Here is a 14,057-nt window from a genome sequence, read left to right on the forward strand (position 1 = left end):
GATTATGAGTGATTGTACTAAGAAACCTGTAATAAATTGTCACACCCATATTTTTAGAGGAGAACATGTTCCTCCGTATTTAGCTAAAACCTTTGTTCCTTGGCCATTTAGTTATTTATTAAATACATCATTAATCCTTAAGCTGTTTAAAAACAGTATATCTAGTAATAATAAAAAATATCAGGATCCTTATATAGAAAAAAGACGTAACAGGATACTAAAAGCTATTAAATTAAGAAGAAACAAATTACTTTCAGGAGTATTATCATTGATCGGAATGATACTGACTATTCATGTGTTTTTTATAATATTTAAATGGCTATCACTTGTTTTTAATCCTGAACAAAATGAAATAATTGGGTATATTGTTAAACTCCAGACTTGGTTAACAGAGCATTACCTGTTGGTTCCAATAAAAAATGTATATCTGCAAGCTCTTCTTTCTTTCATACTATTTAGTTATTTCAAGAGTGGCCGTAATTTCATTTGGTTTGTTCTAAGTAAGACTATCAAATTTTTTGCTATTCTACCAGGAAAGATGACCAAAGATTTATTAGAAAGATATTTGTTATTAGGGAGATTTACTTTGTATAAAAATCAAAGTAAAATTTTTTCATCCATGAAAGAACAATATCCGCCTGGAACAAAATTTATTGTTCTACCAATGGATATGGAATATATGGGTGCTGGTAAACTAAAACCAGAAAACTCTTATCGAAATCAGATGCAAGAATTAGCGGATATAAAGGAAAATAGCACCAATAAAGATGCTTTTCTTCCATTTGTATTTGTCGAACCCAGAAGAATAAAAGACGAAAAAGATCACTTTAAATACGCTTTTAATAACGGCACAGTTACATTAGAGAATTGTTTTATCAAAGAATATATAGAGGATAAAAAATTTGATGGGTTTAAAATATACCCAGCATTGGGCTATTACCCTTTTGATGAGGAGTTATTACCACTTTGGAAATATGCAGCAGATAATCAACTTCCAATTATGACACATTGCATTAAGGGAACAATCTTTTACAGAGGAGCAAAGAAAAAGGAATGGGAGTCGCATCCAATCTTTAAAGAGATTGTAAACCTTAAAAATGAAATTTATGAACCTTTACTATTGCCACAACGCAAAAACAAGGATTTCTCTTTAAATTTTACACATCCTATGAATTACTTAGTGTTACTTAAAGAAGAATTATTAAGAATTTTGGTAAGCCAATGTAGACAGGATATAAGAGATTTATTTGGGTTTACTGACTTAAATACAGAATTGAAATACAATTTATCTCATCTTAAAATTTGTTTTGCTCATTTTGGTGGAGAAGATCAGTGGAATAAGTATTTAGAACTAGATCGATATGGATACAGTAATGAATTAATAAAAGAACCAGATTTTGGAATAGATTTTTTATACACCGCTAATCAAAAATTTAGTTGGAGAAAACTTCAAGATTGCTGGAAATATGTTGACTGGTATTCTATCATTTGTAGTATGATGTTGCAACATGATAATGTATATGCTGATATTAGTTATATACTGCATGATGATCAAATTTTTCCATTGTTAAGGCAAACTATTAATAATCCTAAATTAGGTGATAAAGTTTTATTTGGGACCGATTTCTATGTGGTTAGAAATCATTCTGCAGAAAAGAATTTGGTGGCTACTACAACTGGTAACCTTACTGTAGAAGAATTTGATAGTATTGCACGTGATAATCCAGCGGTCTTTTTATCTAAGTTTTAATCACAATTATTAGTGGAGTACCATTTGGCTATTGTATTTTCTGCAGGTTTATATCTTGGAGAGAAATCAAGATCAGTGGCGGCATTTTCTTTTTTTGATTGGGTGTTCCATTGCCAAATGTACGTGCCAGCAAACCATTTTTTATTCCATAATTCTTGATATAACACTTCGAAAGCTATTTGCTGGGTTTTATCAGATTTCTGTTTAGATAATATACTCAGTGCAGAACCCCATTCCCAAGGTCTGATGGTTCCTGAAGCTTCACTTTTATATCCTACTTCTGTAAATAAGATGGGTTTATTATGATTTATGGATAATGATTCTAGCATATCAATATGTGTTTTCCAACCATTCCTAACAATATTAATTTCTGGGTTTGGTTTTTGGGTTAAAGGAAAATATGCCTGAATGCCTATATAATCCATATCATTCCAAAAATCAATAAACTCATATTCTCCATCCCAATTTGCAGCATATGTCAATTTTCCTTTATAAATAGCTTTAATTTCTTTAACCAATAAATTCCATTTTTTTGGTTGAGCTTTTAACGAGCTTTTTAATTCAGTTCCAATACAAAAAAGTTCAACATTCATTAATGCTGCCATTTCCGCATAATGTATCATATTGGCACGATAAGAGTCAAACCAGGTATCCCAATCGGATTCATTCGTATGTGTAATATTTGATCTCCATCCATTAGATAACCACAGGTGTGGTTTAAGCATGATATGGATGTTTTTTTTCTTTAGCTCTTTAATTGTTTTAATATGCAAACTATCTCTTCGCGACCATTGACCAATTTCTTTAGGAACTCGCATTGTTAATGTTTGTTCATTCTCTTGATCTAAGAATGGAACAATAGCAACCCATTCTATGTTAGATTTAACTAAATCATCGATTGCTTTAGTATGATCATTATCATAATTCCAACCAAAAACATTCATTCCACGATGTTTTCCATCTATTTTATATAAATCTTTAGATATACCACTATTGTTTTCTACCGTAGGAATCCAGTTATATTGGAAGTTTTCATAGCTGTTTTTAATAACAATAAATTTATAAATACCAAATAATACGATAGCAGGAGTAAAGAGTCTTAGTGACAGTTGTTTCGCCATTAATTTGAAACCTTTTTTTCTCTGTACTCTAATGAAGTACCTGAAGATTAAAAAACAACAATAAATTATAATAAATAAAACATGAATGGCTTTAAGAAAATTAGTTCTTTCTAATGCTTCAAAAAAATACTTAAAAGAATCTATAAAAGTAACATCAGCAATTACGATAGCACCTATGACAAAAAGAATTAGACTTAATATCCAATTACATATATACACTCTAAGTATAGTAAATAGTTCTTTTTTCATTATTAGTTTATAATCTATTGTATAAGAAGAATAATTAATGATTGTGTTACATAGAATTTTAGCTCAATATCCTTTTTTTCTTATAAATAAAGCACAAACTTTTCTTAAAATGAATATGTAATAAACAAATTTGGATTTTAGCTAAAGAGAAGTATGCATTGCAATCTATTTCATATATCTTTGTAGAACACATGAGGTTTTTAACCATAATATTATCTTTTTTCTTGCTAGCTATGACAATAGCACCGTGTTCTGATTCTTTTAATGCAGAGCATCAAGATGAATTGTCAATAATTGATAAGAATCATAATCACTCCGATGATACAGATGATTCTTGTGCTTCCCTATGTGTCTGTACTTGTTGTGGACTCTCCATTACCTATGAATTAATAAAACCATTTGACATAGAGGTTAAAAGTACAATCATATCAAAAGATGATTTCACAGATCAACCAGAGTACAATTTCTTTTATCTTCCTAATATTTGGCAACCGCCTCAATTTATTTGATGAATATAATATTGGCTTTCACAGAATAAAAGTGGAAGAATACATTTATCTAATAAATAATATCATTTTAGAATGAAAAACATAATATGGAGCGTAATGCTCTTCATATCACTATGTGCATATACTCATGCGCAAAATAGTGTTTTAAATATAAAAGTACTTAATGAGACAAATCAAGAACCTTTAGTTGGTGCTTCCGTTTATATCCAAGATATAGAGAAAGGTAGTATAACCGGACTTGATGGTTTGGCAATTATTAATGATATTCCTAAAGGAAATTATAGTATTAAAATTTCATTTTTAGGATTCACTTCTTTTGAACGCAATGTAGAAATTCCATATGCGGAAGAATTGATTGTGTATCTTAAGGAAAATGGAGAATCTTTAGAGGAAGTGTTTTTGGAGTCTAATAGAAGTACCCGAACTATAAAAAGAATTCCAACTAGGATAGAAGTTATTGGTGGCGAAGAATTAAGTGAAAAAAATGCTATGAATGCGACCAATATCTCTATGGTGTTAAGAGAAAGTACAGGAATACAGATGCAGCAAACATCATTAAGTAGCGGGAATTCTAATATAAGGATTCAAGGATTAGATGGTAGATATACTCAGTTATTAAGGGATGGATTTCCTTTATATTCAGGGTTTTCGAGTGGTCTTAGTATTTTGCATATTCCTCCTTTAGATTTAAAACAATTTGAAATCATAAAAGGAAGTTCTTCTACACTTTATGGAGGTGGAGCTATTGCAGGATTAGTGAATTTAATTTCCAAAACACCAGAAGAAGAGCCAGATTTAGATATTATGCTTACGCAAACACACGCTTTAGGAACTACACTTAATACTTTCTTTAGTAAGCGTAATAATAAGTTTGGGATTACCCTCTATGGATCTGGTCATTATCAAAAAGAATATGATCCTGAGGATGATGGTTTTAGTAATTTACCGCGCACTAAGTCTATTTCTATAAACCCTAAGTTATTCTACTATCCATCAGATAAAACTACGTTTTGGTTTGGCGTAAATGGGACGTATGATGATAGAATAGGAGGAGATGTTAATGGGATTGAAAATGACGATAATAATTTATATACAGAAGAAAATGTTTCAAAAAGAGTAAGTACACAAACCGTCTATACTACAGAAATTGATAGTTTAAGATCCATAAACATAAAAAATAGTTTCGCTTATTTTAATCGTGATTTAATCGTTCCAGATATTAATTTTAGTGGAACTCAAATTAATTCTTTTACAGAAATAGCATATAAGAAAGATGGACAGAGAACTGATTGGATTTTTGGAGCTAATTTATATACCATAGATTTTGATGAAGATTCTAGTTCTTTAGAAAGAGATCAGAATGATGTAACTGCTGGATTATTTATTAATAACATTTATGATTTTTCTGAAAATTGGATATTAGAAACGGGCTTTAGAGCAGATTATGCTGATGGTTGGGGATTTTTTCCGTTACCCAAAGTATCATTGTTATTTAAATCAGATAATTCCTTTTCCAGTAGGATTGGAGGTGGATTAGGGTATAAGATCCCAGATATCTTTACTGAAGAAGCAGAACTAATTAATTTCAATAATGTTTTAGCTATTGATGATACTCGTATAGAAGCAGAAAGGTCTTACGGAGTAAACCTTGATTTTAATTATGAGACCTACCTTACGGATGAGATAGATTTTTCTATTAATCAGTTATTCTATGTAACTGCTATCCAAGATGGATTATTACTTAGTGATACTGGTACTGGTTTTTTTGAATATGAAAATGCGAATGATAATATTGTAAGCAAAGGAGCCGAAACAAATATTAAGTTTAGTTATAAAGACTTTAGATGGTTTCTTAATTATGCTTTTATAGATACTCAACTAAATTATTTGGATGGAAACCCACAAAAACCATTAACGGCAAGACATAACGCAGGAAGTGTTTTTATGTATGAAAATGAAAAATGGCGAATAGGTTTTGAAACCTATTATACAGGCAAACAATTACTTTCTAATGGTTCAGAAACTACAGATTATGTTTTAATGGGATTGCTAGGAATGCGCAATTTTAATTGGGGGACAATCTTTGTCAACTTCGAAAATTTTACGGACAGAAGGCAGAGTAGATTTTCTACTTTAGTTTTGCCTCCTTCTAATGATCCTATGTTTGCAGAAATCTATGCTCCTACAGATGGATTTATACTAAGTGCAGGAATCATACTTAAACCTTTTGGACAAAAAGAGCATCATTAGTAGCTTTATTTAATAGGATATCTTCTCAGTGTCGAGAAGATATCCTGTTTTTAGGCTTTAAGACTTTATGTTCTTAAATGTTTTTCTTCTCCATAAGTATCCGAAAATTAATATGATTATTACATAAAAACCATTAAAAATCATAGCATGGGCAAACTCGTTATTAGTTTCTGTTAAGGTGAGAAATGTACCTCCGAAATGATTATTGCTAGCATGTACTAATGCTCCTATAAAAATAGAATAACGATTAAAACCTAGGTAAGCTATAATTAATGAAAGCGCCATGCCAACTAGTGGGTAGGTTATAAAAGCTTCTATATAAGGGTGATTTGGGAAATTATAGCCTTGAAGCGCAATGGGCATATGCCAAATACCCCAAACTAATCCAAGAACAAAAATTCCTGCAAAAGCTCCAAAACTGTTCATTAATTTTTCTTGAAGATATCCTCTCCATCCAATTTCTTCTCCGAGTATTAGAAATACTGTAATGGGATATCCCAATATCAATAAAAGAGAAAGGGTTAATGGCGTTTGATTAATCTGATCTAATTTTTTTGCAATTCTTATATCTAAGAGCATCTGAATGCTAATAACGACGGCAAAATAAATAATAGGAATTATAAATGAATATAATGAACTTTTGAGATCTGGTTTAAAAAATTTTAAATCCTTCCAGGACCCTCTTTCGTTTTTGTTAAAAATAATTGCAATAATAGCTGGAATAAATGCGTAAATAAAAGTTATAATAGTGTATGCAATAGGATCTGAAAAATCTAAAAGCGTAGTAGTAGAAAATCCGAAAATCCAAGAAATACCAAGTACTAATAAGATATATTTTTTTGATTTTTGATGTTGATTTGTAACTGATGTTATAGAATCATTAGTATTATAGATTGAATTCATAAGATATTATTTATCAGATTAATTTGATTGGCAAATAAATAGATAAACAATGTTTCAATCGACTCAATGGAAGCTTTGAGACTTTTTTTCTAATTGTTTTTTGAACTTTATTGGTGTCATTCCAACTTGTTGTTTGAAAACTCTATTAAAAGTAGCTTTAGAGTTAAAACCAGAATCAAAAGCAATAGATAATAGAGTTAATTTCTCGGCAACTCCAAGTTCTAGTTGTTCTTTAAAATAGGAGACTCGATAGGTATTTACATATTCATAAAAATTAGAATCCATACAGATATTCAATAAGTGTGATAACTTTTTATCAGAAACATTCAGAATATCGGCAGTTTTTTTCAAAGAAAGATCTTGTTCTTTAAAAAGCTTCTCTTCACTAAACTTGATTTGTAATTGAGTTTTAAGGTTTAAAAGTTCTTCTGATTCACAATTGAAAAATGACTTAGATCTGTTTGCAGAATCATTAATCGGGTTTTGTGATATTTCATTAACCAAAAAAACTTGAGTTTGATGGATACCAAAATACCCAATATACCAAATTAGTAATACTAAATAAAAGAGATTGGTGTATATGAAAACAGGCATAATAGGATAAGAAACAATTAGTACCCCACTAACAAGGTCAATAATTAAAAAGACAATGAATCCTCGAATCCATATTGATAACCATTTTAGATCTAATTTCTTTAAATTGGCATAATTATTTTTTACTAGTTTTTTAAAACGTTTTAATAACTTATTACTTAAAAATAGATAATAGGAGAGGTGTAGTATACCTAGAAAAGGAATAACGATAGAGACAATTCTTAACAAGGTTATTTCCTCATCTATAGGTAATCCAAAAATATATTGGGGAATACTATAAAAAATAAAAGCGATCCCAAACGGTAGTAAACTATATATAAAACTTTTTCTATTTATATTGGATGTATAAATTGTTTTGATGTATTGAAAGATTAATGGGCCTAATACAAAAGGACCAATAAAACCGATAGGCGATACTATGGTGCTAAGAAAATTCCAATTTAGATATGAAGAAGCATAGGTTAGAAAAAGAAATAAAAAGCTCAAAAGAATATTTAGAAGAAGTTTGTTTGCTTCACGTTTTTTCCAAGTGTGGGTAAGCAGTAGCATTAGAAAAAAAATGGTACTAATTCCAGAGTATGTTAAGAATGTAGAGAAATCCTTCAAAAAAAGTCAGTATTGGTTCAATTAGATGAGATTATTTCTAATTTGTAACCTACACCATGAACATTAGTTATCTTTACCTCAGAATCTTTACCTAGTTTTTTGCGTAATTTAGAAATAAACATATCTAAGCTCCTTCCAACAATAACTCCATTGTCTTCCCAAACTTGTTTAATCAATTGCTCTCTTTTTACAATTTTGTTTGGATATTTTGCAAAAATAGCGAGAAGTTCACTTTCTTTAGCGGTTAAAGAGATTTCATTCTTATCAATATTTAATTTTTGTTGATCAGGATAAAAAATATGTTTACCTAAAATGATTTCATTAGAAGAAATATCTGAAATGTTTTCTTCAGACTTCTTTTTAAATAAAGTGAATCCGGTTATTAGTGTCAGAACGATAATAATAAAATAAAGAGTATTAGTGCTACCCATCTCACTATATAAAGCCGAAGTATTTTCGTTGAGTATGATTACCTTAATAGTATAACAGTTTTTGGGTAAATTCCTACCTAAACATGAAATTTCATTATCCTTAAAAGGCCCCAATATTTCATAACTATAGGATACTTCATTTGTTTTACAATTAATTAATTCAGTAATATAATCATAAGGAACTCCTGTTTTTTTAAATTCAGCGTCTATAGTCTCTGCTAATATTTCAGGGTTGATAAATATTTCTTTTTGAAAAGATACTTCGAAAGTTTGATCAGATATTTCTTTTACTGGTAGGACAAGAGATGTAGCATCATTGTTTTTTAATAAAAGTTTATTACCAACACTTCTTAACGCAATTTTTATTTTCTCAGGATAAAAGGAAACTTCTTTTGAAGAAAAACTATGTATTGAGAATAGCGCTATTAATATAACAAGAGTAGTGGCTAATATTTTGACTTTATTTTTCATAAAATGACCAGTTATTTACAAATAACGGAAAATTTACAATTGATATACACTTTTTTACAATTGATTTAGCAAAGTAGCGTATTTCCAGAATTACTTTCGTTTGAGTAAAATTAAAAACAAAAATTAATGAAAACTAATGTAAGAATTCAACTTAATAATTTGAGTGTAAATATTGTTAAAATCTATATGAGCATGTTCGCGTTTATAATGTTTTACGGATGTTCTGGTGAAACAGATTTTATTGTGACTGATTCTGGACTTCAATATAAAGTAGTCAAAGATGGTTCAGGACCCATTGTAGAGAAAGGACAAGAAGTCCTTATTCACGAAACAACTAAGTACACAAATGATTCTATAGTATATACTTCGAGAAATAGAGAAGAACCTTTAAAGATTTTAGTAGGAGGAAATCAAGTGATAAAAGGAGTTGATGAAGGGTTGTTAGGAATGAAAAAAGGAGAGGTACGAAAATTAATTGTCCCACCTTCCTTAAGTAAAAGAATGGGAAAGGTTACATTTCCTCACCCTGATTCTACATTGCTTTACGATATAGAATTAATTGATATTCTCGAAAAGAAACCAATTCCAAAAACTACAAACGGCAATAGCCTAAAAATAGATAAGGAAAACAGTGAAATTAGATGGGAAGGCTTTAATAAACTCCATACTAGCGGACATTATGGAACTGTAGATTTTATTAGTGGTGAATTTTTTAAAGAAAAAGAAAAGGTTACTGGAGGAGAGTTTATCATTAACATGAATACCATAGCCAATATAGATGGAGGGTATAGTGAGATGTTAGTAGATCATTTAAAAAATTCAGATTTCTTTGATACAGAGAATTTTCCTGTAGCTAAACTTTCTATAGTAAATGTAACTTACAATGATGATTCAAATGCTTTAATAACAGCAGATTTAACGATTAAAGATGTTAAACAACCTATAGAGTTTGAAGCGAACATAACATATAATAACAGTAAGCTGATTTTTATCTCTAAATTTATAATTGATAGGACGAGATGGAATATAACATATGCATCGGGTAGTATTTTTGGGAATGTAAAAAATAATTTATTATCAGATGAAATACATTTTGAAGTCAAATTATTAACTGAATAATGCAATTGAGATATCCAATTTTATTTGTTTAACAACCAATTGTAAAAAAATAATGACATATTTTATGATAAAAATTCTGCAAAAATGCATAAAAGGAATTAGTTTTGCAGCCCTAGAAATGAGAAAATATGTCGGAGTCAACTACAGAATTACAAGAAAAGAAAACAGGAAAAGACTTATATAGCTATCAAAAAGGGGCTATAAATAGGATTTTTAAAAGCTTTGAGGATGCTAGAGAGGATTACCATCTTTTATATCAATTACCAACTGGAGGAGGTAAGACGGTTATTTTTTCTGAAATTGTTAGGCAATACTTAAAACATCACAATAGAAAAGTATTAGTGATGACACATCGTATAGAACTATGCAAGCAAACATCAAATATGCTTACAGGTTTTGGTGTAGATAATAAAGTAGTAGACAGTAAAGCAAACTTAGATGATCAAGAAAACTATAGTTGTTTCGTAGCTATGGTAGAAACCTTGAACAATAGGTTGAATGAAGATAAATTGGATATTTCCGATATTGGTTTGGTGATTATTGATGAAGCGCATTATAATTCTTTTACTAAATTATTTAAGTTTTTTGAGAGGTCCTTTATTTTAGGAGTTACAGCAACACCATTAAGTTCTAATATAAAGTTACCAATGAAGGACAATTATGATGAACTAATTGTAGGTGAAACTATAGAGTCATTAATAGAAAATGAATTTCTAGCACGCGCAGAAGTATTTGCTTATAACATGGGGTTAACTTCTTTAGAAGTTGGGTCTAATGGTGATTATACCGTAAAATCATCCGAAGATTTATATACTAATAGTAATATGCTAAGTCAATTATTGCAAGCATATGAAAAGCATTCTAAAGGTAAAAAAACATTAATTTTTAATAATGGTATCAACACTTCGTTGCATGTGTATGATACTTTTAGATCCGCTGGATATCCAATCGCGCATTTAGATAACACAGCTACAAAAAAGCAAAGAAAACAGATACTTCAGTGGTTTAAAGAAACTCCTGATGCTATTTTGACATCAGTAAGTATTTTAACAACAGGATTTGATGAACCTACGGTAGATACAATTATTTTGAATCGTGCTACAAAGTCATTGACTTTATATTATCAAATGATTGGTCGGGGCTCTCGAATTTTAAAGAATAAATCTTCATTTAATGTTATTGATTTAGGAAATAACTATCATAGATTTGGTCCTTGGGGAGCTGATCTGGATTGGCAAAAAATATTCAATTCTCCTGATTATTACATGGATAAGCTCCTTAATGATGAGGATATAGAAAGTAAATTTAAGCATGAAATGCCTGCAGAATTAAGAGCAGAGTTTGCAAATTCCGAGGAAGTTTATTTTGATATTAAAGAAACGTATCTAGATTCTGTGCGAAAAGGAGAGTCTTCTAAAGTAGTACTAGAAAGATCAATAGCTCAGCATGCTAAAATTTGTATAGAAAATAGTGAAGATGTATATGATGCTATTGCATTGGCGAAAATGTTAGGAGATGATATTGATCACAGAATTCAGAGCTATGCAAAATGTATCAGTAGAAGTACTCACAATTTTTTATCTTGGTTGAAGGATGACTATAGGAAAAAACTTAATTCTTATTTAAGAGAGAATTTTGACGAGAAGTTTGAAGAGATTCATGGAAGATCACCAGAATAAGTTATAAGTACTATTCTTTAGGGAATTTCCATGCTACAAAACGGCTCTTTTTGTTTCCTTGTGACATTTCAATAGTTTTATGGATGGTCTTTAATTTATTAAGTTGCTTATAAATCTTTGGTAAATTTTCTTTTTTGGAGACTAATGATGTAAACCAACCGACTTGATTTTTGAAATCAGGACTTTGCTTAATCATTCTTTTGATAAACAAAGCTTCGCCACCATTGCACCATAATTCATTTGCTTGTCCACCAAAATTTAATTCTAGCTTAATCATTTTATCTGATTTAGACAAATTGTTCAATTTTCGTTGTGTTCCTTTTTTTGCTTCTTCAGGAGAAGAATGAAAAGGAGGGTTACACATAGTAAAATGAAAATAATCTTCTGATTTAATTATACCCTTAAAAATGTTAGCATTGTTCTCTTGATGCCTTATTTCTATATGATCTTTTAAATTAGAATTAGATGCTACGTTTTTTCTTGCATAAGAAACTGAGTCTAAATTAATATCAGATCCAACCATTGTCCAACCATTAATCTTTGCTCCTAGAATCGGATATACACAGTTGGCACCAACTCCAATATCCAACCCTTTAACAAGACTTGATTTATTTATATCATCGGCTAGTAAATCAGTTATGTGATGTATGTAATCAGCTCTTCCTGGAATGGGAGGGCATAATGATCCTTGGGGAATATCCCAATTCTCAATTTCATAATAATAGTTTAGAATTGCTTTATTTAGTTCCAAAACAGCTTCACTATTAGAAAAATCAATGGTGATGTTGTTATTATGCGGATTGATTATTAAATAATCAGATAGTTGCTTATGGTTGTTTTTAAGTTCTTCAAAATTATACGAAGAATAATGTTTGTTTTTTGGATGCAATTGATACAGGTATTTAATCAAGTCAAATATAGTAATATTCAAATCATTTTTTTTTGATTTATAGTTTGTAATCTTTTATTGATTTTGGATAAAATATTGTGTTTTAGTGTTTTGTTTTGATAAAACTAAGGTGAAACACGTATTGCTTTCGTTGAAACAACATATAATGTCGTTAAAATGCATTGTTAATTTTGTTAAACTTTTCATTTTTTACTGTTAAAGTACTAATTAATCATGTTTTAGTTATGCGTTATTTTTGCAGTATTACACTTACGGTTTAACCATAATTTATAAAATTTAACATTTCAAATGTTAAAATCCATAACTCCTTGTTGTATGCCTTATTCGAAAGGATTATAGTTAACTAGACTAGTTTTAGTGTTAACAATTTAATTTTGTTAAAATGTAAGTTAATGTGTTATAGTATAAATAGTTAATATTGATACATGGGGGAAAATACCCCCTTATTTAAGTGATATTATTCTCTATCTTTGAATTGATCGATTATCACACTCATTCTCACACAAGTAATAATAATGATTACAAGCAATAATTACTTACGCTCGTAATAACTTAATTAAAGGCTTATTTAATTAAAAAGATTAGACTCATTTTAATTTATTAAATAACAGTAAGAATAGACTTACTAAGATAGTTAAGATATAGCATCAACAATCAAAAAAAAAGACAACAAGCCATGAAATTATTAAAACTACTATTTGTGTTATCGATTTTTGTTTCCTGTGCCGCAGAAGATGATTCTGATTCGTACGCGATTGAACAAATATTTTCGGATAACTTAGAGAAAACTATAAAAGTCGATATTATATATGTTCAGCCATCAGGTGTGTCTGGAAAATCTTCTTACAATTTAAATGAGAATGATTTTATAGCAAATTTAAATGGTAGTTTCTTCCATAGATATGGAATCGGATTAGAAAAAGGCGATGTAAAAACATTAAATAGTGATGAGTTATATGATTTAAAAGATAATAGAGGACGAGAATCTAGTGTTTTTTTACAAGAAACTCAGGATTATTACCGCGAGGACAGAATAAACATTTTTGTAATGAAAAGATCAAATACAATTGCTATTGCTGGGATAGGTAAAGATAAAAGAGCTTTAATTACTGATGAATTTTTGTTCACATCCACGGCTCCTCACGAAATAGGACATGCTTTAGGTCTTCATCATTACCCAGAAGAAGGGAATATTATGAGTCAGATACGACCTTACCTTAGAACTGATTTTACAAGTGTACAAATAGATAGGCTTAAAAAGACATTAGAGAAAATAGAAGAAGAAAAATAAAACAATTTCAGGCCCCAATCAATAGCCCCAATTTATTCGAACATCCCCTTTTAGTATGTGTGCATTATCGCTCTTTAGGTACTATTTTTAAAGAGTGTTTGTACAATGTTTAGTCAAACAGATTGTATTATTTTAATTTAATCTGTTTGATTTTTTATAAGAAAAATCTGTGTT

The 14,057-nt window shown here is 29.6% G+C and carries 11 protein-coding genes; 6 read left to right on the top strand and 5 right to left on the bottom strand.

What is annotated here, in order from left to right; translation table 11 throughout:
- Positions 1 to 4 precede the first annotated feature (4 nt).
- Entirely contained in the window at positions 5 to 1,750 is a 1,746-nt protein-coding gene (locus D1815_RS04715; RefSeq protein ID WP_027391579.1) for a hypothetical protein, read from the top strand.
- Here the strand turns inward: D1815_RS04715 and D1815_RS04720 are convergent.
- On the bottom strand, positions 1,747 to 3,120 hold the full coding sequence (locus D1815_RS04720; RefSeq protein WP_118386123.1) for a hypothetical protein: 1,374 nt from the start codon (positions 3,118 to 3,120) through the stop codon (positions 1,747 to 1,749). The genes D1815_RS04715 and D1815_RS04720 overlap by 4 nt on opposite strands.
- A 191-nt stretch (positions 3,121 to 3,311) precedes the next feature.
- Between D1815_RS04720 and D1815_RS04725 the strand changes: the two genes are divergently transcribed.
- A complete protein-coding gene (locus D1815_RS04725; RefSeq protein ID WP_118386124.1) occupies positions 3,312 to 3,629 on the top strand; it encodes a DUF6660 family protein in 318 nt (105 codons plus the stop codon).
- A 72-nt stretch (positions 3,630 to 3,701) separates the two neighbouring features.
- Entirely contained in the window at positions 3,702 to 5,879 is a 2,178-nt protein-coding gene (locus tag D1815_RS04730) for a TonB-dependent receptor (protein WP_118386125.1), read from the top strand.
- A 57-nt stretch (positions 5,880 to 5,936) separates the two neighbouring features.
- Here D1815_RS04730 and D1815_RS04735 read toward each other — a convergent pair whose 3' ends face one another.
- The 3 genes from D1815_RS04735 to D1815_RS04745 form a co-directional block, all read right to left on the bottom strand.
- On the bottom strand, positions 5,937 to 6,782 hold the full coding sequence (locus D1815_RS04735) for a CPBP family intramembrane glutamic endopeptidase (protein WP_118386126.1): 846 nt from the start codon (positions 6,780 to 6,782) through the stop codon (positions 5,937 to 5,939).
- Positions 6,783 to 6,845: 63 nt separating this feature from the next.
- Positions 6,846 to 7,982, bottom strand: a complete 1,137-nt coding sequence (locus D1815_RS04740) for an AraC family transcriptional regulator (protein WP_118386127.1) — start codon at positions 7,980 to 7,982, stop codon at positions 6,846 to 6,848.
- A 17-nt stretch (positions 7,983 to 7,999) separates the two neighbouring features.
- Positions 8,000 to 8,884, bottom strand: a complete 885-nt coding sequence (locus D1815_RS04745; RefSeq protein ID WP_118386128.1) for a winged helix-turn-helix domain-containing protein — start codon at positions 8,882 to 8,884, stop codon at positions 8,000 to 8,002.
- 126 nt (positions 8,885 to 9,010) lie between these two features.
- Between D1815_RS04745 and D1815_RS04750 the strand changes: the two genes are divergently transcribed.
- Together D1815_RS04750 and D1815_RS04755 are read left to right on the top strand one after the other, a co-directional pair.
- The gene (locus D1815_RS04750; protein WP_118386129.1) at positions 9,011 to 10,003 is read left to right on the top strand and encodes a YceI family protein; all 993 of its coding nucleotides are present in this window, start codon (positions 9,011 to 9,013) and stop codon (positions 10,001 to 10,003) included.
- Between the two features lie 128 nt (positions 10,004 to 10,131).
- Positions 10,132 to 11,682, top strand: a complete 1,551-nt coding sequence (locus D1815_RS04755; RefSeq protein ID WP_027391572.1) for a DEAD/DEAH box helicase — start codon at positions 10,132 to 10,134, stop codon at positions 11,680 to 11,682.
- A gap of 10 nt (positions 11,683 to 11,692) precedes the next feature.
- Here D1815_RS04755 and rlmF read toward each other — a convergent pair whose 3' ends face one another.
- Complete coding sequence (gene rlmF / locus D1815_RS04760; RefSeq protein WP_118389874.1) at positions 11,693 to 12,571, bottom strand: 23S rRNA (adenine(1618)-N(6))-methyltransferase RlmF; 879 nt, start codon at positions 12,569 to 12,571, stop codon at positions 11,693 to 11,695.
- A 697-nt stretch (positions 12,572 to 13,268) separates the two neighbouring features.
- Here rlmF and D1815_RS04765 point away from each other — a divergent pair.
- Positions 13,269 to 13,883, top strand: a complete 615-nt coding sequence (locus D1815_RS04765) for a matrixin family metalloprotease (RefSeq protein ID WP_118386130.1) — start codon at positions 13,269 to 13,271, stop codon at positions 13,881 to 13,883.
- Positions 13,884 to 14,057: the final 174 nt, after the last annotated feature.

This window comes from Aquimarina sp. AD1 (genome assembly GCF_003443695.1).
GTDB classification, from domain to species: Bacteria; Bacteroidota; Bacteroidia; order Flavobacteriales; family Flavobacteriaceae; genus Aquimarina; species Aquimarina latercula.